Source organism: Citrobacter sp. Ce129 (genome assembly GCF_030334545.1).
GTDB classification, from domain to species: Bacteria; Pseudomonadota; Gammaproteobacteria; order Enterobacterales; family Enterobacteriaceae; genus Citrobacter; species Citrobacter europaeus.
The window spans coordinates 538,519-565,089 of record NZ_JAOWDS010000073.1; the positions used below are offsets into that span (position 1 = coordinate 538,519).

Genomic DNA, 26,571 nt, shown 5'->3' on the forward strand with positions numbered 1-26,571 from the left:
TCACAACACGCATCTAACACTTTACTTTTCAAGGAGTATTTCCTATGACCCGTAAAGAGCTTGCCAATGCCATTCGTGCGCTAAGTATGGATGCCGTCCAAAAAGCTAACTCCGGCCACCCTGGAGCACCAATGGGGATGGCCGATATCGCTGAAGTGCTATGGAACGATTTTCTGCGCCATAACCCGACCGATCCTACCTGGTACGATCGTGACCGGTTTATTTTGTCTAATGGCCACGCCTCAATGCTGCTTTACAGCCTGCTGCATCTTTCCGGCTATGACCTGCCGCTCGACGAGTTAAAGAATTTCCGCCAGCTCCATTCGAAGACGCCAGGACACCCGGAAATTGGCTACACGCCGGGAGTGGAAACCACCACCGGCCCGCTGGGCCAGGGTTTAGCCAACGCAGTCGGGATGGCAATTGCCGAACGCACGCTGGCAGCGCAGTTTAACCAGCCGGATCATGAAATTGTCAGCCATTTTACCTACGTATTCATGGGCGATGGCTGTCTGATGGAGGGCATTTCTCACGAAGCGTGCTCGCTGGCGGGCACCCTGGGACTGGGTAAACTCATTGGCTTTTACGATCACAACGGCATCTCGATTGATGGCGAAACCGACGGCTGGTTTACCGACGATACCGCGAAACGCTTTGAGGCCTATCACTGGCATGTGGTGCATGAGATTGACGGTCATGACCCTGAGGCGGTGAAAAAAGCGATTCAGGAAGCGCAGTCTGTTACCGATAAGCCGTCGCTGATTATCTGCCGCACGGTAATTGGTTTTGGTTCACCGAACAAAGCCGGGAAAGAGGAAGCGCACGGCGCAGCGCTGGGCGAAGAAGAAGTGGCGCTGACCCGGCAGAAGCTGGGATGGCATCATCCTGCTTTTGAAATCCCCAAAGAGATTTACCGGGCGTGGGACGCACGCGAGAAAGGCGAAAAAGCGCAACAGGGCTGGAATGAGAAATTCGCGGGGTATCGACAAGCGCATCCGGAGCTAGCGGCAGAGTTTACCCGCCGGATGAGCGGCGGACTGCCGAAGGAGTGGGAAGCAACAACGCAGAAATATATTACCGAGCTGCAGGCCAATCCGGCCAAAATCGCCACCCGTAAGGCCTCGCAAAATACCCTTAACGCCTACGGGCCGATACTACCTGAGCTGCTTGGCGGCTCTGCGGATCTGGCGCCCAGCAATCTGACTATCTGGAAAGGCTCCACTTCTCTTAAAGAGGATCATGCAGGAAATTACATTCACTACGGCGTGCGGGAATTTGGCATGACCGCGATTGCCAACGGTATCGCACACCACGGGGGCTTCGTACCGTACACCGCAACGTTCCTGATGTTTGTTGAATACGCCCGTAATGCTGCGCGCATGGCGGCGCTGATGAAAGCCCGACAAATTATGGTTTATACCCACGACTCGATTGGTCTGGGGGAAGATGGTCCTACGCACCAGGCCGTTGAACAGCTCGCCAGCCTGCGTCTGACGCCTAATTTCAGCACCTGGCGGCCGTGCGATCAGGTTGAGGCGGCGGTAGGCTGGAAGCTGGCGGTCGAACGCCATGACGGGCCAACGGCGCTGATCCTCTCGAGGCAGAATCTGGCGCAGGTTGAACGCACGCCTGAGCAGGTACAGCAAATTGCCCGCGGTGGCTATGTGCTGAAGGATGGCGGTGGTAAGCCGGATGTTATTCTCATTGCTACCGGTTCAGAAATGGAAATCACGCTGCTGGCGGCGGAAAAACTGACCGGCGAAGGTCGTAACGTGCGGGTGGTTTCTCTGCCCTCAACCGATATCTTCGACGCCCAGGATGAGGCGTACCGGGAGTCGGTCTTGCCGGCAAACGTCAGCGCGCGCGTGGCGGTAGAGGCTGGCATTGCCGACTACTGGTACAAATATGTTGGACTGAAAGGGGCGATTGTCGGCATGACGGGTTATGGGGAGTCAGCACCGGCGGACAAGTTGTTCCCATTCTTCGGCTTTACGGTGGATAACATCGTCGACAAAGCGCACAAAGTGCTTAACGCGTGATCCACAGCGTGGGCCAGGCATCTGGCCCATGCCAGTTATCACAGCTAGGCTCCTGGGCGTAGCGCACCAGGCGAAACCGCTGTCCATCATAGCGCCAGCGGGTCTGGATACCGCAATCTGCCATCCCTCGTCCTTTGGCGAGGGTTACCAGCTCCCGCGACTTCTCGTCAAACGTGGCGTTGGTCAACTCCATATCGCGACTTTCCGCATCCGTTTTAAAAGGCAGGCTCAGGCGTACCGCGCGTGAAGTCATAGGGTTAGTGCGTGAAACCACCCACGCCAGATCGATGGTGTTATACGCCCCGGCCTCACAGCCAATCATCAGCAGCGCTTTATCATCCGTCAGGGCCGTAACGCGCATCTCGCGCCGCAGCGGATCGATCGAGCAGCGAATACCGTTGATCCGCCAGTTACCGTAGTCCAGCAGTTCACTGCGCTCCTGCTGTGTGAGAGGCGTTGGCGTTGGATTAATGACCGCCACGCCTTTCAGTGCGGGAGCCGGAGGAACGCTGAGCGGAGGCTCGTCGCCTTTTTCGATCCATGCGGTTTCGCTACCGACCCGTTTTTGTTGGGCGTCGATAAACAGCAGCGCGGCTTTTAGCCCATCCAGTGACAGGGTTTGCGACCCTTTTTGCAGGGTTATCGCCTTCGCGTCCTGTACGGTTTGTAAAAAGGCGCTGATGGTCGCCGGATCGTCGGTCATCAGTTGCCGGGGAGTAATACGCCAGTGTTCGCCGCGAAGCGAGAGCGGCGCGCCATCCAGGAGCAGACGCGGCGCAATATCGCTCTCTTTGACAGTGGATGTTTCCAACCCACCCAGTTCAATACGCAACACGGCGTCGGTATGCGCCCCGGCACTGCGGCTTAAGGTCATGACCAGGCCGTGATGTTCACCGGTATTGCGCGCCACGCAAAAGTTTTGGTTATTGCACGTTACCTGCCAGTCAGAAAACGCTTGCTGAGCGGGTGCAGCCCACAGCAAACGGACGGGTAGCAACCCGAGCAGGAAAAGCAAAATAACGCGATAGCGCATGGACGGTACAACCCCGAAGTCAAAACACACAGCCTAAGCGGTATCTTCCTTGCGCGACTGATGTGGCTCAATAAGAATCGTCGGATTGGCCGAAAATTTGTAAAGAAATATAAATTCCGCGCATTAATCCATGAGATGCGACGACTGCAAATAGTTCAGTAAAAGCACCGTTTTACCGTCACGGATCTCACCCGTTTTAATCATTTCCAGCGCCTGTGTGAACGGCAGTTCCAGAACCTCAATATCTTCATCTTCCACACCGCCGCCGGCGTTTGCTCGCTGGCTGTCACTGTATTGCGCGATGAAGAAGTGGATTATCTCCGTCACGCCGCCCGGCGACATATATAACTCAAACAGCTTACGTACTTCACCCACTTCAAAGCCGGTCTCTTCAATAGCTTCTTTGCGAATGCACGCTTCCGGTTCGTCGTTATCCAGCAGCCCGGCGCAGGTTTCAATCAGTTGACCATCTTCGTTACCGTTGACCCAGGTGGCGACACGAAACTGGCGGATTAACACCACCGTTTTCTTCTCCGGGTTATACAGCAGGATAGTGGCGCCGTTACCGCGATCGTAAACCTCGCGCTTATGACGAATCACCTCCCCAGTGCTACGGGTCAGGTCATAGGTGATATTGCGCAGGATGAAGTAGTTATCGGAGAGGACTTTATCTTTGATGAGGGTAATTTTTTGCGACATACCGGCTCCACAGCAAGAAGTGAGAAATAATACTACGCCGTGAAACCGGGTTTGTCTTGGAACAATGTAGGCCTGATAAGCAAAGCGCCATCAGGTATGCATGCGGCACATTGCCGGATGGCAACGCTAACGCGTTTTATCCGGCCTACTCGCCGATTAATGAGATTTGACTGATTTTACGCCCAGCCAGTCGACTATCCCCTGGGCAGCATGCCGCCCTTCGGCCATCGCCGTCACCACCAGGTCCGCACCGCGTACCGCGTCGCCACCGGCAAAGATTTTCGGATTACTGGTTTGATATCGGTATGCGCTTTCAACATCGGCAGCAATGCGCCCCCAGTTATCGACCTTAACGCCATGCGCCTCCAGCCACGGCATGCCGTGCGGGTGAAAGCCAAACGCCATGATCACCGCATCTGCGGGCATGACAAACTCACTCCCGGCGATGGGAACCGGGCGTCGGCGGCCCTGCGCATCCGGCTCGCCAAGCTGTGTACGTAAAAAACGCACGCCGCTGACTCGCCCATCGGCATGCAACACCAGCTCAACCGGCTGGACGTTAAACTCGAAGTTTGCTCCTTCTTCCCGAGCGTTCTTCACCTCTTTTTTCGAACCGGGCATATTGGCTTCATCACGACGATAGGCGCAGGTCACCTGGCTTGCGCCATGGCGCAATGCGGTACGCACGCAGTCCATTGCCGTATCGCCTCCGCCCAGTACAACCACGTTTAGTCCGGCAGTGTCGATATACGGCTCGTCAGGCAGCTCTTCCAGCCCCATCACCTGCTTAGTGTTGGCGATCAGGAACGGCAGCGCATCATATACGCCAGGCGCGTCTTCATTCGGCAGATCCGCCTTCATGGAACGATAGGTTCCTACGCCCACGAACACGGCATCGTAATCCTCCAGCAGCGTTTCAAGCGCGACATCCTTACCTACTTCACAGTTCAGTTCGAAATGAATACCCATGGCGCTGAAGATTTCACGGCGGCGCGCCAGCAGCGATTTGTCCAGCTTGAAGGCCGGAATGCCGAACGTCAGCAAACCGCCGATTTCAGGATGGCGATCGTACACGGTGGCGCTGATACCGCTGCGCGCCAGCACATCGGCGCAGGCCAGACCCGCCGGGCCTGCGCCGATGATAGCAACCCGCTTGTCCACTTTCTGCACGTGGCTTAAGTCCGGTCGCCATCCTTTGCTCAGGGCACGATCGGAGATGTAACGCTCAATATTACCGATAGTCACCGCGCCCTGTTCGCTACGTACCGTGCATGCTCCTTCGCAAAGCCGGTCCTGTGGACACACGCGCCCGGTCACTTCCGGCAGGCAGTTAGTCTGGTGAGAAAGCTCAACCGCCGCATCGATGTTCCCGGCTTTGACCAGTTCAATCCACTGAGGAATATGGTTATGCAGTGGGCAGGTCCATTCGCAAATACTGTGGTCGCCGCATTTCAGGCAGCGGGATGCTTCCCGTTCCGCCTGCGCCGTACGAAACGGCAAATAGATCTCTTCAAAGCTGGTTTTACGGGCCTCAATCGCCAGCTTATCCGGCTCGCCCCGCGCAGGCGTCGCCTGCATTTGCTCACGTTTGGTGATGACATGTGGAACAAAATCGGTAGCGCTGGCATGCCATGGCTGGCTTTCCAGACTGGCGGTACGCAGCCTGCGCGCTTTTGACAGGCCGGTAAGCGAATTTTCCGTCACCAGCTGTAACGCCTGTGCCGGACAGTTCTCGACGCAGGCAGGTCCCTGTTCGCGTCCCTGACACAAATCACATTTGTGCGCGGTGGCTTTCACCTTCCCTTTGGCTACGGGAGTGAGTACGATCTGCATCGTGCCGAAAGGACAGGCTACAACGCACGATTTACAGCCAATGCACTTTTGCGGATTCACCTGCACGCTGTCGTTATCCTGGCTGATTGCCCCGTTCGGGCAACTTCTGGCGCAGGGCGCATCTTCACAGTGGTGGCAGGTCACTGCGCTACGCTGCTGCTGATGTTTAATAACGGTAATTCGGGGCTGGAAATGCCTCTGGCTCAGGACATGCTGCTCGTCGTTGTGAGCCATGACGCAGGCGACCTCACAGGCATGGCATCCCAGGCACTGCTGGCTATTGACCATAATAAAACGATTCATGGCTTCCTTCTTTTTTGGTTGCAAAAACCTTATTCTTTATAAGAGTGTTATTAACCGACACGGAAGGAAGCGGCAATGTTCATTTGCCCAGGAAGCACAACTATTTATCCAGAACCTGTGGCAGATCAATTTATTTCATCGCATATGAAATTGTGTTTCAGTTACCATCCAGTTTCATGGCGTTTTATTAACATTTATCAAATACACTGCATCGTTCAGGCTGTTTTAAGGCGCGACGTGTATTGTGTGAGGATGCACAAGTGACGGTAAAGCGTCCGGTCTCGGCCAGTCTGGCTAAAGCTTTTTTTTACATCGTGCTGTTGTCGATTCTCTCAACGGGTATTGCGTTGCTCACGCTGACCAGCAGCTTGCGCGATGCCGAAGCCATCAACGTTGCTGGCTCATTGCGCATGCAAAGTTATCGTCTGGGTTACGATCTACAAAGCCAAAGCCCACAGCTCAACGCTCATCGCCAGCTTTTTCAGCAGGCGCTAAACTCACCGTCGCTTCAGAACCTGAACGCGTGGTATGTGCCACAAGCGGTAAAAATCCGCTATGGACGTCTGCATGCTAACTGGCTGGAAATGAACGCCCGTCTGATTGATGGCGATTTAAAATGGTACCAGACCAATATCAATAGCTATGTCGATCAAATCGATCTCTTTGTGCTGGCGCTGCAGCATTATGCCGAACGCAAAGTGATGCTGGTTTTTGGAATTTCACTGGCGGGTGGGATCGGCATATTCACTCTCGTCTTCTTTACCTTGCGGCGAATTCGCCAGCAGGTGGTGCGTCCGCTGAATAAGCTGGTGATGGCCAGCCAGCACATCGAACACGGGCAGTTTGATATCCCGCCGCTGGATACCGGTTTGCCCAACGAACTTGGGTTGCTGGGTAAAACCTTCAGCCAGATGTCGAGTGAATTACACAAACTGTACCGCTCGCTGGAAGCTTCGGTCGCTGAGAAGACCCACGATCTCCACGAAGCCAACCGCCGTTTGGAAGTGTTATATCAGTGCTCCCAGGCGCTAAATACCAGTCAGATTGACGTACACTGTTTCCGCCATATTTTACAGATTGTCCGCGAGCATGACGCCGCGTATTTCCTGGAACTCACCGTCGGCGATAACTGGCGGATAAGCGAAGGGACTAAAAGTCCCGAGTTACCAATGCAGATCCTGCCGGTCACCATGCAGGAAACCGTTTACGGGGAACTGCACTGGCAAAGTCCCAACGTCAACGCTTCCACTCCGCTGCTCAACAGCGTCTCCTCAATGCTGGGACGCGGGTTGTACTTCAACCAGGCGCAAAAACATTTCCAGCAGTTGTTGTTAATGGAGGAGCGGGCGACGATTGCACGCGAGCTGCACGACTCGCTGGCGCAGGTGCTCTCTTATTTACGTATTCAGCTCACGCTGTTGAAGCGCTCGATCCCGGAAGATAACGCTCCGGCGCAAAGCATTATGGCGGATTTCTCCCAGGCGCTGAACGATGCCTACCGCCAGTTGCGCGAACTGCTCACCACCTTCCGCCTGACTTTACAGCAGGCCGATCTTCCCTCCGCCCTGCATGAAATGCTGGAAACGCTGCAAAATCAGACCTCGGCTAAACTGACGCTGGATTGCCGATTGCCGACGCTGGCGCTGGACGCGCAAATGCAGGTGCATCTGCTGCAGATCGTCCGTGAAGCGGTGTTGAACGCGATTAAGCATGCCAACGCAACCGAAATTGCCGTCAGTTGCGTAACAGCACCCGATGGTAATCATACGGTTTATATCCGCGATAACGGCATCGGCATTGGCGAGCCGCATGAGCCTACGGGGCACTATGGGTTAAATATTATGCGCGAGCGGGCGGAAAGGCTGAGCGGCACGCTGACCTTCTCTCAACCCTCCGGAGGGGGTACGCTGGTGAGTATCAGTTTTCGTTCGGCAGAATCCGACGGTGAACTAACGTAAAGAACCGCAAAGTGCCGTCGGGGCTGGATCCAGGCCTGACGGCGTTGGCACAAAAGGTATGCTGTAAACGGGCATGATAATTTACATTATCTTCTTTTTTTCTCCACGTTTGACCCGTACCTTGCCGCTAAAGTGAAGCAAGTCATACCCATAACGATACGCAGAAACACGAGGTCCCCTTTTAATGGCGAATTTTTTCATCGATCGCCCCATTTTTGCCTGGGTGTTAGCTATCCTGTTGTGCCTGACAGGAGCCCTGGCTATTTTTTCGCTGCCCGTTGAGCAATATCCCGATCTGGCGCCGCCAAACGTGCGGATAACCGCGAACTACCCTGGCGCATCCGCACAAACGCTGGAAAACACCGTCACCCAGGTTATCGAGCAGAACATGACCGGTCTCGATAATCTGATGTATATGTCATCGCAGAGCAGTGGGACAGGCCAGGCATCGGTTACGCTGAGCTTCGTCGCCGGAACCGATCCTGACGAGGCCGTCCAGCAGGTGCAAAACCAGCTACAGTCGGCGATGCGTAAGCTTCCGCAGGCGGTACAGGATCAGGGAGTCACGGTGCGTAAGACCGGGGACACCAATATTCTGACCATCGCCTTCGTCTCCACCGATGGCTCAATGGATAAGCAGGACATCGCTGACTACGTCGCCAGTAATATCCAGGATCCGCTCAGCCGTATAAACGGCGTGGGCGATATTGATGCTTACGGTTCACAATATTCCATGCGAATCTGGCTCGACCCGGCCAAACTCAACAGCTTTCAAATGACCGCCAAAGATGTGACCGACGCTATCGAGTCACAGAATGCGCAGATTGCCGTCGGACAGCTTGGCGGTACACCTTCGGTGGACAAGCAGGCGCTAAATGCAACAATCAACGCCCAGTCGTTGCTGCAGACTCCGGATGAATTCCGCGCGATTACGCTACGCGTCAACCAGGATGGCTCAGAAGTTAAACTGGGCGATGTGGCGACGGTCGAAATGGGCGCGGAAAAGTATGACTACCTCAGCCGCTTCAACGGCAACCCGGCTTCCGGTCTGGGGGTAAAACTGGCCTCCGGCGCTAATGAAATGGCAACGGCGGAGCTGGTTATCGACCGCCTGAACGAGCTTTCGCAGTATTTTCCGCACGGGCTGGAGTACAAGGTAGCGTATGAAACCACCTCCTTTGTCAAAGCCTCAATTATCGACGTGGTGAAAACGCTGCTGGAAGCGATCGCGCTGGTATTCCTCGTGATGTACCTGTTCCTGCAAAACTTCCGCGCCACGCTGATTCCTACCATCGCCGTTCCCGTGGTCCTGATGGGCACCTTCTCGGTGCTTTACGCCTTTGGCTACAGCGTTAACACCCTGACGATGTTTGCAATGGTGCTGGCGATCGGTCTGCTGGTCGATGACGCCATTGTGGTGGTGGAAAACGTCGAGCGTATAATGAGCGAGGAAGGCCTTTCGCCGCGGGAAGCGACGCGGAAATCGATGGGTCAAATCCAGGGCGCGCTGGTCGGTATCGCGATGGTACTGTCGGCGGTGTTTATCCCAATGGCCTTCTTCGGCGGCACCACCGGGGCTATTTACCGCCAGTTCTCGATAACCATCGTCTCCGCGATGGTGCTGTCTGTTCTGGTGGCGATGATCCTCACCCCTGCCCTGTGCGCCACCCTGCTCAAACCGCTGCATAAGGGCGAACATCACGGGCAAACCGGTTTCTTTGGCTGGTTTAACCGCATGTTTAATCGCAACGCCGAACGCTATGAAAAAGGCGTCGCCAGGATCCTGCACCGCAGCCTGCGCTGGATACTGATCTACGGCCTGCTGCTTGGCGGTATGGTTTTCCTGTTTCTGCGCCTGCCAACCTCCTTCCTGCCCCTGGAAGACCGCGGCATGTTTACAACCTCGGTGCAGTTGCCCAGCGGCTCCACGCAGCAACAAACATTGAAAGTGGTTGAGGAGGTGGAGAAGTATTACTTCACCCATGAGAAAGACAACATTACGTCAGTCTTTTCCACGGTCGGCTCCGGCCCTGGCGGGAACGGTCAAAACGTGGCACGTATGTTTGTCCGCTTAAAAGACTGGGATGAGCGCGACACCACGACCGGAACCTCTTTCGCCATCATTGAACGTGCGACCAAAGCCTTTAACAAGATTAAAGAAGCCCGCGTCTTCGCCAGCAGCCCTCCAGCTATCAGCGGCCTCGGAAGCTCTGCCGGTTTCGATATGGAGCTGCAGGATCACGCCGGTGCGGGCCATGATGCGTTAATGGCCGCGCGAGACAAGCTTATCGAACTGGCCGGGAAAGACGCCTCCCTGACCCGCGTTCGTCATAATGGTCTGGACGACAGCCCGCAGTTGCAAATTGATATCGATCAGCGCAAAGCCCAGGCACTGGGCGTTTCCATTGATGATATCAACGACACATTGCAAACGGCCTGGGGCTCCAGCTACGTCAATGACTTTATGGACCGGGGGCGCGTGAAGAAGGTTTACGTGCAGGCGGCGGCAAAATATCGCATGCTTCCGGACGACATCAACCTGTGGTATGTCCGCAACAATAGCGGCGGCATGGTGCCTTTCTCGGCCTTTGCCACGTCGCGCTGGGAAACGGGTTCACCGCGTCTGGAACGCTATAACGGCTACTCTGCCGTCGAGATTGTCGGCGAAGCCGCGCCGGGCGTCAGTACCGGTACGGCAATGGACATAATGGAATCGCTGGTGCGCCAGTTACCGACCGGATTCGGCCTCGAATGGACTGCGATGTCCTATCAGGAACGGCTGTCGGGTTCTCAGGCTCCCGCCCTGTACGCCATTTCTCTGTTGGTGGTATTCCTGTGTCTGGCGGCTCTGTACGAAAGCTGGTCGGTTCCCTTCTCCGTCATGCTGGTGGTGCCGCTGGGGGTCATTGGCGCGCTGCTCGCCACCTGGATGCGCGGCCTGGAAAACGACGTGTACTTCCAGGTCGGGTTACTCACCGTTATCGGCCTTTCGGCGAAGAACGCGATATTGATTGTTGAATTCGCCAATGAAATGAACGAGAAAGGACACGACTTGCTCGACGCCACCCTGCATGCCTGTCGCCAACGCTTACGACCAATTCTGATGACGTCGCTGGCGTTTATCTTTGGGGTGCTGCCGATGACCATCAGCAGTGGCGCAGGTTCCGGTGGTCAACATGCGGTGGGGACGGGCGTAATGGGCGGGATGATTTCAGCCACTATCCTGGCGATTTACTTCGTTCCTCTGTTCTTTGTGCTGGTGCGCAGACGCTTCCCGTTGAAGCCACGCCCAGAATAATCGGACACAAAAAAGGCGACTTACGTTGAGTCGCCTTTTTTTATCCTTTGCAGGATATGAATTTCTTCCAGAAAATTATTTACGAAGCATCACTTCGATAAAGTCTTTCCAGTTCCCCAGTTCACGTTCAATCATAACAACCTCTCTTATTATTATGGGCATTCTACGAAATCATCATCTTTAAAAGAAGGCAATTTAACCGATGGTTGTGATTACTTCCTCCAGTGCTGGGGTATATGTAATCACTATGCGCTAAACCCATAAATTTTATGTGACTTACTGCAATATTTTGAAATATTCATACATCATCTACTACTTTGTCAATTCTGATGGAAAAACAGGCTGATGCAAACAGGCAAATTCTGATTTTCAGTTTCCCGCGAGTTTTGGAACTTTCAGGAATCATTATTCACCATTCAACAACAATGTTATATTTTTCTATAACGATTCGATGACAATATGTATTATTCATAGTTATAGAATACGAGAATAAATATTCAATTTATGTCAATAAGGATTCAAATGATTACCCTCTACGGCATTAAGAATTGCGACACGATTAAAAAGGCCAGACGCTGGCTCGAAGACAATGGGGTCGAATACCGCTTTCATGATTATCGCGTCGACGGCCTGGACAATGCGCTATTGCACTCTTTTATTAGCGAATTAGGCTGGGAGCCATTGCTCAATACGCGTGGAACCACCTGGCGTAAACTGGATGAAGCCACACGCAGTAAAATCACAGATGCCTCCTCTGCCGCCGCGTTGATGATTGAAATGCCAGCAATTATCAAACGCCCATTGCTCTGCGCGCCGGGTAAGCCTATGCTGCTTGGTTTCAGTGAATCCAGTTATACTCTGTTTTTTAATGAGGTGTAGTCTATGTCGTGCCCGGTTATTGAGCTGACACAGCAGCTTATTCGCCGTCCTTCCCTGAGCCCGGATGATGCCGGGTGCCAGGCGTTAATGATTGAACGCCTGCGCGCGGTAGGTTTTACCGTTGAGCGTATGGATTTTGGTGACACACAGAATTTTTGGGCATGGCGCGGTAAAGGTGAGACTCTGGCATTTGCCGGTCACACTGACGTAGTGCCTGCCGGCGATGTTGATCGTTGGATTAACCCCCCGTTCGAACCGACCATTCGCGATGGCATGTTGTTCGGGCGTGGCGCAGCGGATATGAAAGGTTCGCTGGCGGCGATGGTCGTGGCCGCAGAGCGTTTTGTTGCCCAGCATCCAAACCATCAGGGTCGTCTGGCGTTTTTGATAACGTCCGACGAGGAAGCCAGCGCTAAAAACGGCACCGTGAAGGTAGTTGAAGCGCTGATGGCGCGTAATGAGCGACTGGATTATTGTCTGGTTGGCGAGCCGTCCAGTACGGAGATCGTTGGCGACGTGGTGAAAAATGGACGTCGTGGTTCACTGACCTGCAACCTAACCATTCACGGTGTGCAGGGCCACGTAGCCTATCCGCATCTGGCCGATAACCCGGTACACCGCGCGGCGCCAATGCTCAACGAACTGGTGGCGATTGAGTGGGATCAGGGTAACGAATTCTTCCCGGCGACCAGCATGCAGATTGCCAATATTCAGGCAGGCACCGGCAGCAACAACGTTATCCCCGGCGAACTGTTTATCCAGTTCAACTTCCGTTTCAGCACTGAGCTGACCGATGAGATGATTAAAGCACGGGTTCACGCGCTGTTGGAGAAACATCAGCTCCGTTATGCCGTCGACTGGTGGCTTTCCGGTCAGCCTTTCCTGACAGAACGCGGTAAACTGGTTGATGCGGTGGTGAACGCCATTGAGCACTATAATGAGATTAAACCGCAGTTACTGACTACAGGCGGGACGTCCGACGGGCGTTTTATTGCTCGCATGGGGGCGCAGGTAGTAGAACTTGGGCCGGTCAACGCCACTATTCATAAAATTAATGAATGTGTTAATGCCGCCGACCTGCAGCTGCTTGCCCGAATGTATCAACGTATCATGGAACAACTCGTCGCCTGATGAGTGTTCCTGTAAGAGGAAATGAGCATGGATTGGCTGGCAAAGTACTGGTGGATTCTGGTGTTGGTGTTTTTGGTAGGCGTACTGCTGAACGTGATTAAAGATCTCAAGCGCGTCGACCACAAGAAATTTCTTGCGAATAAGCCGGAACTTCCCCCGCATCGTGACTTTAACGATAAATGGGATGACGACGACGATTGGCCGAATAAGGATCAACCGAAGAAATAATTTGTAGGCCGGATAACACATATCACATTGCTATCCGGCACTATCACTGACTGTCATGCCGGATGGCGGCTTCGCCTTATCCGGCCTACAGGTTAAATCATCTCAATCACATCATCATCGTGAGGCTTACCACCGCTCAGCGCTTCATCAAAGTAGTGCTTCGGTACGGTAAAACGCAAATGATCGAGCGCAAACTGCATGCTGCGTTCATCAATGGCGTGCCCCAGATTTTCAACGATATCCAGCGTCACATCCCCACCGGCGCGAATTAACGCCTCCTGCGCGGCAACGGCGTGAGATAACTCAATCACCCGGTCTTCACCGCCGTGAATCAAGTGCACCGTAGTCGCAGTGGTTGCCGTCTCCGGTAAAGTGGCATAGCGACCATTGAAGGCAATGACCCGCGACGCCAGCCCCGGCTCGGCTTTGATGCTCTCAAGCGACATAATAGAACCCTGAGAAAAACCAATCAGCGCGGTAGCCTGCGGTGAAACGCCGCTTTGCTTCTGCCAGTAACGCACTGTTTCGATAAACACCGGCATAATCGCGTCAATACGCGCCTGACGGTTCTCTTCCGTTACGCCCTGCACCGAAAACCACTGACGTCCAGAAGTTGTACCGTAAGGCTCTGCCCCGCCAATGCTAACGATTAGCGCATCCGGAAACAGCGGCGCAAACCAGGAGCCAATTTCCCCCATGGCAACCGGGTTATCGCCGACGCCATGAAACAGCAACAATAGCTGTTGAGCGGGTTTATCGGGACTTTGAACAACAAAATGGTCATGTTTCATGGCGATCTCCTTAACTGATGAGAATCATTCTACGCCGCTTAACCGCAATGACCATGCCAGGAAATTGAAGAAGTTAGTGAAAAAATTGCCATTGCATAATGCGATTATGTAGCCGCTGTTCACGTTCAGCGTCCAGCTGTTTTAAGGCCTGCGCAGCCTCAGCGCGCTGAACCGCCAGCAGCGCTTTGCGACCTGAGATCTTCAGCCGTTGGCATAATTCGGCGTCGCTGTGTTTAGCCTGTAAACGCCCGCGAAGCGCCGGAAGAGGCAGTTCGCTGTGCTCAAGCAGACGACTCAGACAGCCCAGCGATGTCAGCAATGGTCGATGCGCGAAGGCAAACCCAGCCAGCTCAGCCCAGTCATCCTCATTAAGCGTAGCCTCTTTCAGCGGGGTCAGCGGAATGTGCTCTCCATTCCACTGCGCAAGGATTTCCGCATCCCTGCGCAGGCGCTGGTGTTCCCGCCGGGCAAGGCGTTTACCCGCTTCGCTGATGGGAAGTATCGCCATAGCGGTGTAACAGCCGCTGCTGGCTTCCCGATGATTGCCCATCCTTACCAGCACAAAACCGCAGCGTTGCCAGAAACGCCATAGTTCAGCCGTATAACCAAAGCTGACGGACAGATAATCACACTGCATGGAATAACGCAGGGCCTGCATAATCAACTGCTGCCCGATACCTTCTCGCTGGCGCGCGGGGTGAACCGCAATTCGGCTAACCCGTCGCCCGACAAGCGTCGCCGCCAACGGGTCACCGCCATGCGCCGCCAGTGACTGTGCAACCAGATTGCCTCTTGGTCGGCGATATCCGGCCCAGACGGCCTGGCTTAATTCTGCAGTTAATCCCCCCTCATCGACCAGCCAGACGGCTCCCGCCACCGAGTCAGCAGCCGAAGCCTGAAGGAAATGCTGCCCCGGCGCATCCATCATCCGCCGCAGGTCCAGTGGCGAGGTGCGATAATGCGCCCCGGAAAGCAGTTGATATACCGCTAACGGCAGCGCCGGGTTTGTATGCCAGGCGCGTTGCTCAAACGCCGAGAAGTGCAAATCCCCCAATGGGGTATGCGTGAACGTTTCATCACCAAACACCAGCGCATCGCTGACGATTTGCTCCAGCGGACATCCCTGCGCCCAGCGTACGGGTTGTTGCAACTCATAGCGTCGAAGAGTGGGGAAGCAGGCGCAGAATTTCAGCAAGAAGCCTCTGCCAGTCCCCTCGTAGCCCTGAACGGTGGTGGTTAACAGTGTACGAGGAAAACGCGCCACCAGTTGGTGCAGCAGCGGCGCGGGGATCGCGGCGGCTTCATCTACAATCAGCCAGTCTGCGGTTGCAGAACTGCTTAACAGCGCATCCGGGGCCATGAAGCGGTAACGCTCTGCGGCAAATTGCGCCAGCACATCGGTTGCCGCTTTGGCAGGCGCGGTAACGATCGCTGTCCCGTTGATACGTGCTATCAGTTGCCCCGCCAGCGCGGATTTGCCCCGGCCACGTGCGGCAGTGACCGTAACCACGCCGGGAGGCATCTCCAGCAACTGCGCTAAAATCAGCGCCTGTTCAGGCTGAGGTTCACCGGTTGCCGCGTGCCAGTCTGCACGAACAGGAAAACCTGGGCTGGATGCAGGCAGATGCTGTTGCCAGTGCAGAGCCTGCCCGTCACAGGAAATTACCCGTTTAACGTGTTCAACAAAGTACGGTGTTGAGATAGGTTCAGCGCAGTCGCCCCAGCGCAGTGAATCCGCGTCCGGATAGGTCTGCCAGCTATGCCAGGGTGGAGTCAGCAAAACCAGCCAGCTTCCGGCAATCAGCGTTCCGCTTAAGGCGGCAAATGCCGCAGCGTCAAATCCCTGCCCTGCGTCAAAAACCGCATGACGGAACTCGCGCCCTAGTAACGTTTGCAGCGCCTGCGGCGTGCAGTTCGGCTCAGCAGGGGCTTGCGCCCCTACCCATAGCCAGTCGCCGGTTAACATGTTGCGTAGCGCTAATGCCCGCTCCTGACACCAGTTCCCTTCGCCGCTGATAATCAGCAGACGACGGATCCCTTCGCGGCTCATCTGTTCGGTTAACGCGCTCAGCGCCGTGATATCAGACATCCCTGCCTCTGTATCTTAAATGCCTTTACCAAAAGTATTACATTGTCCCGGATCGCCGCTGTCAAAACCGCGTTTGAACCAGGTAAAACGCTGCTCGGAAGTACCATGGGTAAAGCTGTCCGGCACAACGCGTCCTTGTCCCTGCTGCTGCAGGCGATCGTCGCCAATGGCCTGAGCGGCGTTCAGCGCTTCTTCCAGGTCACCGGACTCCAGCACGCCCTGCTGCTGCATACTGTGGCCCCAGACGCCGGCAAAGCAGTCCGCCTGCAGTTCCATACGCACGGAAAGACGATTTACCTCAGCCTGTGAGGCATTTTGCTGCATCTGGCGAACTTTCGGTTCAATACCCAGCAGTTTCTGCACATGGTGACCCACTTCATGGGCGATAACATAACCCTGAGCAAAATCACCATCGGCGCCCAGTTTGTTTTTCATGTCATCATAGAATGAGAGGTCGATATATACCGTGCCATCTGCCGGGCAATAAAACGGTCCCATCACGGACTGGCCCGCGCCGCAGCCGGTTCGCGTTGCTCCGCGATACATCACCAGCTTCGGTTGTTGGTAGGTCCGCCCCATTTTTTCAAACTGCTGTCCCCAGGTATCTTCCGTGGTGGCCAAAATTACCGAGGTAAATTTCGCTGCTTCATCATCATTTGGGCTGATGGAGTGTGATGATTGCTGTTGGGAAACAGGCTGACCGGTCATTAATCCGGTGAGATCCACGCCATAATAACCTGCGACAAGCACCACGATCAGCAGGATGATGCCGCCTTTACCACTGGGCAAACGAAAACCAGGGCCGCCCATAGAGGGGCCACCGCCGGAGCTGTTTCGTCTGTCTTCCACATTGTCACTTTCACGACGCCCTTGCCAGCGCATAATCACCTCAACTTTTTATTCATTATGATGATGATCGTAGGCGGTTCGGAACAGGATTACCATAAGAAACAGTAATCAAAATCAGCGGGATTGATGAGCCGGAGAGCGATCGCCGGCTCAGAGGGAGGATTAGTCTAACTTCACACCCAGACGATGCGCGACGGCTTCATAGGCTTCGATCAGCCCGCCCAGGCTCTGGCGGAAGCGATCTTTGTCCATTTTATCCAGCGTTTCTTTGTCCCACAGACGACTGCCGTCCGGTGAAAACTCATCGCCCAGAACCACTTCACCTTTATACAAACCGAACTCAAGTTTGAAGTCGACCAGAATCAGACCCGCATCATCAAACATCTTTTTCAGCACGTCGTTGGCTTTGTAGGTCAGCTCTTTCATACGCGCCAGATTCTCTTTGCTCACCCAACCAAAAGTTTCGCAATAGGAATCGTTAATCATTGGATCGTGCATAGCATCGTTTTTCAGGAACAGATCAAACAGCGGCGGATTCAGTTCAATACCTTCCTCAACGCCTAAACGCTTAACCAGTGAGCCTGCCGCGCGGTTACGTACCACACATTCAACCGGTACCATCTCCAGTTTTTTCACCAGACATTCAGTATCGGAAAGCAGTCGCTCCATCTGGGTAGGAATGCCCGCTTCTTGCAGTTTAGTCATAATGAAATGGTTGAACTTGTTGTTCACCATGCCTTTACGGTCAAACTGTTCAATGCGCGCGCCATCCCCTGCTGACGTATCATTGCGGAATTCGAGCACCAACAGGTCCGGGTTTTCCGTGCTGTATACGGTCTTCGCTTTACCACGATACAACTCAGCTTGCTTTTGCATCTTTATTACTCCTGGGTGTGAATTAACGATAAATATTGCGTTTTTCTGCCGACGCACACGTTTGCGTATCATATCAGAAAAAAAGGGCTGGAGTTATCCAGCCCTTTATTTTTACTTACTGAACGCGGCCTGGAAGACGGCGACCAGCGCGTCATTCTGGCTTTGCGTCAGGGTATGCCCCTTCGGATCGATAAACTGCAAACTACTGCGGTTGTCTAAATCACCGACCTGCAGTTTGTAGTCGCCGGATACCAGACCCGGATCGCTTGCGCCCAACTCCTGCCAGTTGCTATCGGACAGTGGTTTGTAGGTGACGGCGATGCTGCCCTGAGAGCGGGTGCTGTCGGTCACTTTCATCCCCACTTTCTCAAGCGCTGCCGGCAGACGCTGCCATACCACGTTGAACGGTCCACGTACCACCAGCATCGGTAAACCGGTGTCATCGGCGGCGCTCTGAACATCCATAGTGGCTGCCGAGCGGTTTTGCGCGGCATTCGCGGCGTCGGTGGCGTTCTTATCCAGACCGGCAGAGATAACGTTCATCATCTCAGCGCTGTAACGCTGCATTGATGCCGCATCGGCTACGGGTTTACCCGCCTGCTCGAGGTTAATCAGTTTCACCGTTACCGCTTGCTGATAGCCCTGCGGTTTAACCGAGATTTGATAACGTCCACGGTACTGCTCGTCTTCATCCAGACGGTTCCAGTTAACCCAATCGGTGGTCAAAGTCTGACTGGCATCATCACGTTTGGTGATCGTGTAGTTTTTAGACTGAATGACGCTAACGACCTGTGGCCACAACGTGTTGCCACGACCATTTTCCACCAGCAACGTCGACGTATCACCCGCGATCTGAGTGCGAGCGCCGGTGACCAGTGCTAACGGCTGAGCCGGTGGGCGAATGTCCAGCGCTTTACCCACGGCACCGCTGCCGTTGGTTACCGGGATATTATAGTCACCCGACATAACCGGCAGAATCATTCCGGCTGGAGCGTGAAGCTCAGCAAGCGGTGCGGCCTCCAGATAGGATTCATCACCGCTCACCTGGCGCTTATAACGCGAGTCAGAACTACAGGCCGCGAGCAACATAACAAGCGAAACACCCGCAACCTTGGCCAGGCGCGACTTTTGTACTGAGTAAGCCATCAAATCTCCCTAAACTTTACAGCAAACCGGCATGCTTAAGCGCCGCTTTGACGATTTCACGAGCATTGTCCGTGATTGGCGTCATCGGCAGACGTAGCGTATCGGTCGCCACAAGTCCCAACTCCTTACACGCCCATTTCACTGGGATAGGATTGGGTTCGACAAATAGTTTGTTGTGTAACGGCATCAGACGTTGGTTAATCACCCGCGCCTCGGCAAAGTGCCCGGCTGCCGCCAGTTTGCACATTTCAGCCATGTCACGCGCCGCAACGTTAGACGTTACGGAAATCACGCCATGACCACCGAGCTGCATAAAATCCAGTCCGGTTGCGTCATCACCGCTGAGCAGAATGAAGTCGTCTGAAACCAGCTCTTTGATCTGGTGAACGCGACTTAAGTTCCCCGTGGCCTCTTTAATAGCGATAATATTTTTTACTTTCGCCAGGCGACCAACGGTTTCCGGCAGCATATCGCAGCCGGTACGGGACGGCACATTATACAGAATTTGCGGCAGGTCAGTATGTTCAGCGATGGCTTTGAAATGCTGGAACAAACCTTCCTGGGTTGGGCGGTTGTAGTAAGGCGTCACCGTCAGGCAGCCGACAACACCACTGTCGTTGAAACGCTGCGTCAGACTAATGGCTTCCGCGGTCGCATTGGCGCCGGTTCCGGCTATTACCGGAATACGCCCGTCGGCCAACTCCAGGGTCATCATCACCACATCGCCATGCTCATCATGACTCAGGGTGGCAGACTCACCGGTGGTGCCAACCGAAACGATCGCCGAGGTGCCGCTGGCGACATGATAATCAATCAGTTTTTTCAGGCTCGACCGGCAGACTTTACCTTTCTCATCCATCGGCGTAACAAGCGCGACAATACTTCCCGTGAACATGGGCCATCCTCTGTGCAAACAAGTGTCTCAATGGTACGTTTGGTACGACAATAAAAGCAAGCGACCAGAGCCGTTCTGATTGTTGTATGCATGTTTTTTTTATGCTTTCCTTATGATTACCTCACCGCTCAAAGGAAGAACAGGTTTGACATCGTCATCGCAACACTATCTGGTCATTACTGCGCTGGGTGCTGACCGCCCAGGAATTGTGAACACCATCACGCGTCATGTCAGCAGTTGCGGCTGTAATATCGAAGACAGCCGGTTGGCCATGCTGGGTGACGAGTTCACGTTTATCATGTTGCTGTCGGGCACCTGGAATGCCATCACCCTGATTGAATCAACCTTACCATTGAAAGGTGCAGAGCTGGATTTACTGATCGTGATGAAGCGCACGACCGCGCGCCCCCGTCCGGCGATGCCCGCGACGGTATGGGTTCAAGTCGATGTCCCTGATTCTCCACATTTGATTGAACGCTTTACCGCCCTGTTTGACAGCCACCAAATGAATATTGCGGAACTGGTGTCACGCACGCAACCGGCTGAGAACGGAAAGGCGGCACAGCTGTTTATTCAAATCACCGCACATAGTCCTGCGTCACATGATGCGGCAAATATTGAAGATGCGTTTAAAGCACTCTGTACAGAACTCAATGCGCAAGGCAGTATTAACGTCGTCAATTACTCACAGCATGATGAACAGGATGGAGTTAAGTAATGAACCCACTGAAAGCCGGTGATATCGCACCGAAATTTAGCTTGCCGGATCAAGACGGAGAACAAGTAAATTTAACCGACTTCCAGGGACAGCGTGTTCTGGTTTATTTTTACCCAAAAGCCATGACACCCGGCTGTACCGTTCAGGCCTGCGGCCTGCGCGATAACATGGATGAGTTAAAAAAAGCAGGTGTTGAAGTGCTGGGAATCAGCACCGATAAACCAGAGAAGCTTTCCCGATTCGCGGAAAAAGAAGTCCTTAACTTCACGCTCCTGTCCGACGAAGATCATCAGGTTTGCGAGCAGTTCGGCGTCTGGGGTGAGAAATCGTTTATGGGCAAAACCTACGATGGCATCCACCGCATCAGCTTCCTGATTGATGCTGAAGGGAAAATTGAGCATGTGTTTGATGACTTCAAAACCAGTAACCACCACGATGTGGTAATGAACTGGCTGAAAGAGAACGCTTGATTTACGTTTTGCCGGATAAAGCCTGATGGCGACGCTACGCGTCTTATCAGGCCTGTTTCCCCGCAACCCCGCAGGCCGGATAAGGCATTTACGCCGCTATCCGGCATCAACCTCGTTTATTCAAACGTCCCTTTTACGCAGGCTTTTTTCTCCCTGACCAAGGCTTTTCCCTTCGCCCACAGGTGATGAACCTCCAGCGCGTCGTTGAGCACCAGAATGTCTGCATCACATCCCACCGCCAGACGCCCCTTATGCTCCAGTCCCAAAAACTCTGCGACCGTGCGCGTCAGCGGACACAGCGCCTGCTCCAGCGGTATGGCATGAACCTTCACCAACTGGCGCACCGTTTCTGCCAGCGATTCAAACCCTGCGACACCGATGCCGGTGAGGTTACCGTACTCATCAAATTCCGGCTGGCTGCCGTTGCCGTCTGAGCTCAGCGTAATACGCGACAGCGGCACGTTCTGGCTAAGCGCCGTGGCGATTGCCGTGGCCGGGTCGACGGGCTCATCAATACTGCTGGTAATGTCGATATAACCGCCTTTGCGGGCATACTCCAACGCCGCCTGGAACAACGGTTGTGCACGATTAACGTGGGTCGGCAGCAGTTTGGTAATCGGCACATCGCAACAGTCGAGGATCTGGTACAACGGCTCCAGCATGCGCGGGCTGTCGCCCATATGGAAGACGCTGATTCCCGGTTTTCGTCCTAACAATCCACCCACGCGAGCTTGCGCCGCCATGTTTGCCAGCGCCGAAGAATCCGGAGCGGAAGAACGGTGGTCCGAAACCGCGCATTTCACGCCAATAATTTTATCGATCAGCGCCACGTCGCGATCGATGCTGCCGGTAATAGTCGGGGAAGGTAGAGAATACGCCCCGGTCAGCATCCACGCGCTAATGCCTTCAAATTCCAGCGCGCGGGTTTTCGCCAGCAGCGATTCCGGGTGACGGGTAATACCATCAGTACCCAGTAATCCCACCACCGAGGTGACGCCAGCTTCAACCAGCCGCGACAAGCGCGCTTCCGGCGTGCGGGTGTGCGGCCCCGCTTCTCCACCGCCGCCAATCAGATGGACGTGTTGATCGATAAACCCCGGACACACAATCGCGCCATCAAGATTGATGCACGTGCAGCCGGGAAAATCTTCAGGGGAAATCAACGGCGCGATGGCAACAATTTTGCTGCCGGACACCAGTATGTCCTGGCGCCCTAAATCTTCCGGCGCGTACACGTGTCCCTGCTGGAACAACGTCAAATTAAGAATGGAACAATTCATAACCTTCCTTGTCAGGCAATAACCTGCATAACCCAAATAGAGAGCAGCGCATTAATTACGCATACCGCAATAATCAGCGGGTAGTAACGGGGATGAACCCCCGCGGTCCCCAGACAGCGTCCCACATTTTGCACCGGATTGCCCATCAGGTAGATAGCCGGTAACAATACCGTGGCATCATGTCCCGAAAGCGTACCGGCGACAACCAGGCTGGCGCAAACGCCGACGCCGCCTCCCATACTCATCACCGCCGCCAGCAGCACGGTGGCAGATTCCCCCGGCAAGCCCCACAGCGCCATAACCGGCTCACATACCCGCCCGACAACTTCGAGCAGCCCTGTCACCTTCAGCGCCTGAATAATTACAAACGCCATCACCACGTTAGGCAACAGGCTGGTCGTTGCAATAGTAAATCCGCGCCGTGCGCCATCGATAAACATATCCATGACGTTTTTACGTACCTGCGTTGTCATCTCACGCCTCCTGCTGCATACGGCGATTTTCCAGCTGCGCAATCCATAAACGCAGCAGGTTCGCACCCACAAATTTGAAGACAAGGATCACCGCAAGCGGCGTAATTACCGGAACGGTAACCACCGTAAACAGCGCAGCGCCAGAGGAAAAATAGTTGGTAATACAAGCGCTGCCGCTGGTTTGCCAGCAGGCAAAAATGGCACGTTCCTGTTCAGTGATAATGCCCTCTTCCGCCATTTCTTTGGTCATCCCGGCGGCGGCATCGGTATTTTGCAAATTCGCAATCAACGCCAGCGAACAAATCCCTGGAATACCGAGTAACGGGCGCAAGACAGGCGTCATCAGCTGTTGCGCCGCACGTAAACCTCCCAGCCCTTCAGTGACGGAAATTATCCCGAGCGAAAGAATGACGGAAGGCGCAAGCTCAAGCGCGAATAAGAAGCCATCTTTGGCGCCCATACCGCCCGCGCCGCGAAAAGAGACTGCCGTGTCGCCCGCCGCATTAATCTGCCCAAATGCGCCGTTGAGGACGGTGAAGTCAAAGACCCGCCACCATTCGGTACTTTTCGCAAACATGCCGGAAAAAAGAATAATCGTAATAAAAAAAGCGAGATAACCGCCCCATCCCACCTTTTGCTGCGTGTGTGTGTTGTGACCCATTTTGTTCTCCAGTTGGCCTTATTCCTTGTGTGACTAAAAGACATCACGCAGGTCAAGTTAAAGACAAATGCGGAGAAAAACGACAGCCGAGGAGAATATTCAGAAAGTGTGGATAGAGGTCCGACAAGTTCAGCTCCGGCGACATTGCATCGCCAGAGCATGCGGATTAGGGTTCATCAACGGCCTGACCATCCGGCCAGGCATGCATTACCGCTTTGATTAACGTTGCCAGAGGAATCGCAAAGAATACGCCCCAGAATCCCCACAGGCCGCCGAAGATCACCACCGACAGAATAATCACCAGCGGATGCAGATTTACCGCCTCGGAGAACAGCACCGGCACCAACAGATTACCGTCCAACGCCTGGATAATCAGGTACACGGCAAAACAGCTCCAGAACTCGGTGCCAAGGCCAAACTGGAACAGCGCCACACCGACTACCGGAATCGTCACGACAAAAGCGCCGATATACGGGATCAGCACAGAGAACCCTACCAGCACCGCCAGTAGCAGCGAATAGTTGAGACCAAACAGTAGAAAGCCTAGCCAGGTCGCCACGCCGACCACCACCATTTCCAGCACCTTTCCGCGGATATAGTTGGTGATTTGCTGATTCATCTCTTTCCATACCTGCCCCGCCAGCCCGCGATTACGCGGCAGCACCCGGCGCACGGCGTTCAGCATCTGTCCTTTATCTTTGATCAGAAAGAACACCATCAATGGGACGAGAACCAGGTAAACCGCCAGCGTCAGCAAACCGACCAGTGAGGCCAGCGAATATTTCACCACCGAATCACCCATGGTGAGCATTCGCGAGCGCATATTCTCCGCCATCGCATCAATAATGCCCGCATCCATCAGCGCCGGATAACGTCGTGGCAAGGTGGCGGCAAAATCAGACAATTTATTGAGCATGCCGGGCATATCGCGGATCAGGTAGATCCCCTGCTGCCATGCAACGGGCATCACCACAAACGCCATCAGCAGCAAAATACCGACAAACACCACCAGCACGATCGATGTTGCCCAACGCCGTGAACAACCTATATGTTCCAGCCGTACGGTCGGCCATTCAAGCAGGTAAGCCAGCACAATGGCGACCAACAGCGGCGCCAGAAGACCGCTAAAGAAGAACAGGATGCCAAAACCGGCAACCAGAATAATCAGCAAGGCGATGGCTTCGGGGTCGCTAAAGCGGCGGCGATACCATTGCATCAACATTTCGAGCATAAAACCCTTCCATGAACCCAATAGCGGGATTGCGATCCCGAATTGTATCGAAATGTCACAAAAAAGACTTCGCTTTTTATGGCTGATTACGCAAAGTGAAAAGACATTTTTCCTGGGTGTTCATCGTCAGGTTTCGCAGTTACACTCCCTAAGCTTGCGGAGTGTGAACGATACTTCACGGCATTGGTCAAATGGCTATCTCAAAAAAGAATACAGGACAGAGGTTATGTTCAGGCAGTTGAAAAAAAACCTGGTTGCTACCCTCATTGCCGCACTGACCATCGGTCAGGTCGCGCCCGCATTTGCTGATACTGCGGACACCCTGCCTGATATGGGAACCTCGGCAGGGAGCACGCTTTCCATAGGACAGGAAATGCAGATGGGCGATTATTACGTACGCCAGCTGCGCGGCAGTGCGCCATTAATTAACGATCCGTTGCTCACCCAATACATTAATGCGCTGGGGATGCGTCTGGTCTCGCACGCCGACTCGGTAAAAACGCCCTTCACCTTCTTTTTGATTAACAACGATGAAATCAACGCCTTTGCTTTCTTTGGCGGCAACGTTGTCCTGCACTCCGCGTTATTCCGCTATTCCGATAACGAAAGCCAGCTGGCATCGGTTATGGCGCACGAAATTTCCCACGTTACGCAGCGTCACCTGGCGCGTGCTATGGAAGATCAGAAACGCAGCGCGCCGCTAACGTGGGTCGGTGCGTTAGGCTCCATTTTATTAGCGATGGCCAGCCCCCAGGCGGGTATGGCGGCGCTGACCGGTACGCTGGCGGGTACGCGCCAGGGAATGATTAGCTTTACGCAGCAAAACGAACAGGAAGCCGACCGCATCGGTATTCAGGTGCTGCAACGCTCGGGTTTCGATCCCCAGGCCATGCCGACGTTTCTGGAAAAACTGCTCGATCAGGCCCGTTACTCTTCGCGTCCACCGGAAATTTTGCTGACCCACCCCCTGCCAGAAAGCCGTCTGTCGGATGCCCGTAACCGCGCCAACCAAATGCGCCCGGTGGTCGTCCAGTCATCAGAAGATTTTTATCTGGCTAAGGCGCGAACCCTGGGCATGTACAATTCTGGTCGCAACCAACTGACCGACGACCTGCTGAGTAACTGGTCGAAAGGCAACGTGCGTGAGCAACGTGCGGCGCAGTATGGTCGGGCATTGCAGGCAATGGAAGCCAGTAAATACGACGAGGCGCGTAAAGCGCTGCAACCGCTGCTGGCGGCAGATCCAAACAATGCCTGGTATCTCGACCTGGCTACGGATATCGATCTCGGTCAGAAGAAAACCAGCGACGCTATTAATCGGTTGAAAAACGCCCGCGACCTGCGCACTAACCCGGTACTGCAGCTCAACCTGGCGAATGCGTATTTACAAGGAGGACAAGCCAAAGAGGCGGCAACCATCCTGAATCGCTATACGTTTAACCATAAGGACGATCCCAACGGCTGGGATCTGTTAGCGCAAACGGAAGCCAACCTGAACAACCGCGATCAGGAACTGGCGGCGCGCGCCGAAGGGTATGCCCTTGCAGGGCGTCTGGATCAGGCGATTTCGATGCTCAGCAGCGCAAGCTCTCAGGTGAAACTGGGTAGCCAGCAGCAGGCCAGATACGATGCCCGTATTGACCAGCTACGCCAGTTGCAAGAGCGCTTTAAACCGTACACGAAAATGTAAC

At 54.3% G+C, this 26,571-nt stretch carries 23 protein-coding genes; 9 read left to right on the forward strand and 14 right to left on the reverse strand.

Annotation, left to right across the window (positions count from 1 at the left end):
* Positions 1-44: 44 nt before the first annotated feature.
* On the forward strand, positions 45-2,039 hold the full coding sequence (gene tkt / locus OGV77_RS22170) for a transketolase (RefSeq protein ID WP_047409594.1): 1,995 nt from the start codon (positions 45-47) through the stop codon (positions 2,037-2,039).
* On the opposite strand, the gene OGV77_RS22175 is transcribed toward tkt, so the two are convergent.
* From OGV77_RS22175 to aegA, 3 genes are all read right to left on the reverse strand, one after another.
* On the reverse strand, positions 2,029-3,072 hold the full coding sequence (locus OGV77_RS22175) for a DUF1176 domain-containing protein (protein ID WP_043017965.1): 1,044 nt from the start codon (positions 3,070-3,072) through the stop codon (positions 2,029-2,031). The genes tkt and OGV77_RS22175 overlap by 11 nt on opposite strands.
* A 123-nt stretch (positions 3,073-3,195) precedes the next feature.
* Positions 3,196-3,771 carry a GDP-mannose pyrophosphatase NudK gene (gene nudK / locus OGV77_RS22180; RefSeq protein WP_003838513.1) on the reverse strand — a complete coding sequence of 192 codons (576 nt, stop codon included), beginning with the start codon at positions 3,769-3,771 and terminating at the stop codon, positions 3,196-3,198.
* A 156-nt stretch (positions 3,772-3,927) separates the two neighbouring features.
* A complete protein-coding gene (gene aegA, locus OGV77_RS22185; protein ID WP_087050908.1) occupies positions 3,928-5,907 on the reverse strand; it encodes a formate-dependent uric acid utilization protein AegA in 1,980 nt (659 codons plus the stop codon).
* 260 nt (positions 5,908-6,167) lie between these two features.
* Between aegA and narQ the strand changes: the two genes are divergently transcribed.
* The gene (narQ, locus tag OGV77_RS22190) at positions 6,168-7,865 is read left to right on the forward strand and encodes a nitrate/nitrite two-component system sensor histidine kinase NarQ (protein ID WP_087050909.1); all 1,698 of its coding nucleotides are present in this window, start codon (positions 6,168-6,170) and stop codon (positions 7,863-7,865) included.
* Positions 7,866-8,049: 184 nt separating this feature from the next.
* Positions 8,050-11,163, forward strand: coding sequence for a multidrug efflux RND transporter permease AcrD (gene acrD / locus OGV77_RS22195; RefSeq protein ID WP_043017160.1), 3,114 nt, complete (start codon positions 8,050-8,052; stop codon positions 11,161-11,163).
* A gap of 75 nt (positions 11,164-11,238) precedes the next feature.
* On the opposite strand, the gene ypfM is transcribed toward acrD, so the two are convergent.
* Positions 11,239-11,298: a protein YpfM gene (ypfM, locus tag OGV77_RS22200; RefSeq protein ID WP_001386977.1), complete on the reverse strand. Its 60-nt coding sequence runs from the start codon at positions 11,296-11,298 to the stop codon at positions 11,239-11,241.
* Between the two features lie 387 nt (positions 11,299-11,685).
* Here ypfM and OGV77_RS22205 point away from each other — a divergent pair, with 387 nt between their 5' ends.
* From OGV77_RS22205 to OGV77_RS22215, 3 genes are read left to right on the forward strand one after another with little or no spacing between them, the layout of a single operon-like run.
* Positions 11,686-12,042 (forward strand): ArsC family reductase, encoded by a 357-nt coding sequence (locus OGV77_RS22205; protein WP_047409584.1) that lies wholly within the window; start codon positions 11,686-11,688, stop codon positions 12,040-12,042.
* A gap of 3 nt (positions 12,043-12,045) precedes the next feature.
* On the forward strand, positions 12,046-13,173 hold the full coding sequence (gene dapE, locus OGV77_RS22210; RefSeq protein WP_286502976.1) for a succinyl-diaminopimelate desuccinylase: 1,128 nt from the start codon (positions 12,046-12,048) through the stop codon (positions 13,171-13,173).
* A gap of 27 nt (positions 13,174-13,200) precedes the next feature.
* Positions 13,201-13,401, forward strand: coding sequence for a YpfN family protein (locus tag OGV77_RS22215; RefSeq protein WP_003835080.1), 201 nt, complete (start codon positions 13,201-13,203; stop codon positions 13,399-13,401).
* A 92-nt stretch (positions 13,402-13,493) separates the two neighbouring features.
* On the opposite strand, the gene ypfH is transcribed toward OGV77_RS22215, so the two are convergent.
* From ypfH to dapA, 6 genes are all read right to left on the reverse strand, one after another.
* Entirely contained in the window at positions 13,494-14,192 is a 699-nt protein-coding gene (gene ypfH, locus OGV77_RS22220) for an esterase (RefSeq protein WP_047409580.1), read from the reverse strand.
* 73 nt (positions 14,193-14,265) lie between these two features.
* Positions 14,266-16,281 carry a tRNA(Met) cytidine acetyltransferase TmcA gene (locus tag OGV77_RS22225; protein ID WP_087050910.1) on the reverse strand — a complete coding sequence of 672 codons (2,016 nt, stop codon included), beginning with the start codon at positions 16,279-16,281 and terminating at the stop codon, positions 14,266-14,268.
* A gap of 15 nt (positions 16,282-16,296) precedes the next feature.
* On the reverse strand, positions 16,297-17,163 hold the full coding sequence (gene ypfJ / locus OGV77_RS22230; RefSeq protein WP_005121887.1) for a KPN_02809 family neutral zinc metallopeptidase: 867 nt from the start codon (positions 17,161-17,163) through the stop codon (positions 16,297-16,299).
* Positions 17,164-17,292: 129 nt separating this feature from the next.
* On the reverse strand, positions 17,293-18,006 hold the full coding sequence (purC, locus tag OGV77_RS22235; RefSeq protein ID WP_003835086.1) for a phosphoribosylaminoimidazolesuccinocarboxamide synthase: 714 nt from the start codon (positions 18,004-18,006) through the stop codon (positions 17,293-17,295).
* 111 nt (positions 18,007-18,117) lie between these two features.
* Positions 18,118-19,152: an outer membrane protein assembly factor BamC gene (gene bamC / locus OGV77_RS22240; RefSeq protein ID WP_043017164.1), complete on the reverse strand. Its 1,035-nt coding sequence runs from the start codon at positions 19,150-19,152 to the stop codon at positions 18,118-18,120.
* Positions 19,153-19,168: 16 nt separating this feature from the next.
* Positions 19,169-20,047, reverse strand: coding sequence for a 4-hydroxy-tetrahydrodipicolinate synthase (gene dapA / locus OGV77_RS22245; RefSeq protein WP_006683510.1), 879 nt, complete (start codon positions 20,045-20,047; stop codon positions 19,169-19,171).
* 145 nt (positions 20,048-20,192) lie between these two features.
* Here dapA and OGV77_RS22250 point away from each other — a divergent pair, with 145 nt between their 5' ends.
* A complete protein-coding gene (locus OGV77_RS22250) occupies positions 20,193-20,765 on the forward strand; it encodes a glycine cleavage system transcriptional repressor (RefSeq protein WP_043017165.1) in 573 nt (190 codons plus the stop codon).
* Positions 20,765-21,235 carry a thioredoxin-dependent thiol peroxidase gene (gene bcp / locus OGV77_RS22255; RefSeq protein WP_003835095.1) on the forward strand — a complete coding sequence of 157 codons (471 nt, stop codon included), beginning with the start codon at positions 20,765-20,767 and terminating at the stop codon, positions 21,233-21,235. The genes OGV77_RS22250 and bcp overlap by 1 nt, the downstream gene beginning before the upstream one ends.
* 116 nt (positions 21,236-21,351) lie before the next feature.
* On the opposite strand, the gene iadA is transcribed toward bcp, so the two are convergent.
* The 4 genes from iadA to OGV77_RS22275 all read right to left on the reverse strand — a co-directional run bounded on the left by iadA (position 21,352) and on the right by OGV77_RS22275 (position 24,880).
* Entirely contained in the window at positions 21,352-22,515 is a 1,164-nt protein-coding gene (gene iadA, locus OGV77_RS22260; RefSeq protein ID WP_286502977.1) for a beta-aspartyl-peptidase, read from the reverse strand.
* A gap of 11 nt (positions 22,516-22,526) precedes the next feature.
* Positions 22,527-22,988: a YjiG family protein gene (locus tag OGV77_RS22265; RefSeq protein WP_003835099.1), complete on the reverse strand. Its 462-nt coding sequence runs from the start codon at positions 22,986-22,988 to the stop codon at positions 22,527-22,529.
* Between the two features lies 1 nt (position 22,989).
* Complete coding sequence (locus OGV77_RS22270) at positions 22,990-23,649, reverse strand: nucleoside recognition domain-containing protein (RefSeq protein WP_047409568.1); 660 nt, start codon at positions 23,647-23,649, stop codon at positions 22,990-22,992.
* Positions 23,650-23,815: 166 nt separating this feature from the next.
* Positions 23,816-24,880, reverse strand: a complete 1,065-nt coding sequence (locus OGV77_RS22275; protein WP_006683504.1) for an AI-2E family transporter — start codon at positions 24,878-24,880, stop codon at positions 23,816-23,818.
* A 226-nt stretch (positions 24,881-25,106) separates the two neighbouring features.
* Between OGV77_RS22275 and bepA the strand changes: the two genes are divergently transcribed.
* Positions 25,107-26,570, forward strand: coding sequence for a beta-barrel assembly-enhancing protease (bepA, locus tag OGV77_RS22280; protein WP_043017169.1), 1,464 nt, complete (start codon positions 25,107-25,109; stop codon positions 26,568-26,570).
* Position 26,571: the final 1 nt, after the last annotated feature.

Coding starts and splice junctions, on each gene's coding strand:
- aegA (WP_087050908.1), bottom strand. CDS start 5,907: ATGAATCGTTTTATTATGGTCAATAGCCAGCAGTGCCTGGGATGCCAT.
- iadA (WP_286502977.1), bottom strand. CDS start 22,515: ATGAATTGTTCCATTCTTAATTTGACGTTGTTCCAGCAGGGACACGTG.
- OGV77_RS22265 (WP_003835099.1), bottom strand. CDS start 22,988: ATGACAACGCAGGTACGTAAAAACGTCATGGATATGTTTATCGATGGC.
- tkt (WP_047409594.1), top strand. CDS start 45: ATGACCCGTAAAGAGCTTGCCAATGCCATTCGTGCGCTAAGTATGGAT.
- OGV77_RS22205 (WP_047409584.1), top strand. CDS start 11,686: ATGATTACCCTCTACGGCATTAAGAATTGCGACACGATTAAAAAGGCC.
- nudK (WP_003838513.1), bottom strand. CDS start 3,771: ATGTCGCAAAAAATTACCCTCATCAAAGATAAAGTCCTCTCCGATAAC.
- dapA (WP_006683510.1), bottom strand. CDS start 20,047: ATGTTCACGGGAAGTATTGTCGCGCTTGTTACGCCGATGGATGAGAAA.
- bamC (WP_043017164.1), bottom strand. CDS start 19,152: ATGGCTTACTCAGTACAAAAGTCGCGCCTGGCCAAGGTTGCGGGTGTT.
- OGV77_RS22215 (WP_003835080.1), top strand. CDS start 13,201: ATGGATTGGCTGGCAAAGTACTGGTGGATTCTGGTGTTGGTGTTTTTG.
- OGV77_RS22225 (WP_087050910.1), bottom strand. CDS start 16,281: ATGTCTGATATCACGGCGCTGAGCGCGTTAACCGAACAGATGAGCCGC.
- purC (WP_003835086.1), bottom strand. CDS start 18,006: ATGCAAAAGCAAGCTGAGTTGTATCGTGGTAAAGCGAAGACCGTATAC.
- OGV77_RS22275 (WP_006683504.1), bottom strand. CDS start 24,880: ATGCTCGAAATGTTGATGCAATGGTATCGCCGCCGCTTTAGCGACCCC.
- bcp (WP_003835095.1), top strand. CDS start 20,765: ATGAACCCACTGAAAGCCGGTGATATCGCACCGAAATTTAGCTTGCCG.
- ypfH (WP_047409580.1), bottom strand. CDS start 14,192: ATGAAACATGACCATTTTGTTGTTCAAAGTCCCGATAAACCCGCTCAA.
- acrD (WP_043017160.1), top strand. CDS start 8,050: ATGGCGAATTTTTTCATCGATCGCCCCATTTTTGCCTGGGTGTTAGCT.
- OGV77_RS22175 (WP_043017965.1), bottom strand. CDS start 3,072: ATGCGCTATCGCGTTATTTTGCTTTTCCTGCTCGGGTTGCTACCCGTC.
- ypfJ (WP_005121887.1), bottom strand. CDS start 17,163: ATGCGCTGGCAAGGGCGTCGTGAAAGTGACAATGTGGAAGACAGACGA.
- dapE (WP_286502976.1), top strand. CDS start 12,046: ATGTCGTGCCCGGTTATTGAGCTGACACAGCAGCTTATTCGCCGTCCT.
- OGV77_RS22270 (WP_047409568.1), bottom strand. CDS start 23,649: ATGGGTCACAACACACACACGCAGCAAAAGGTGGGATGGGGCGGTTAT.
- bepA (WP_043017169.1), top strand. CDS start 25,107: ATGTTCAGGCAGTTGAAAAAAAACCTGGTTGCTACCCTCATTGCCGCA.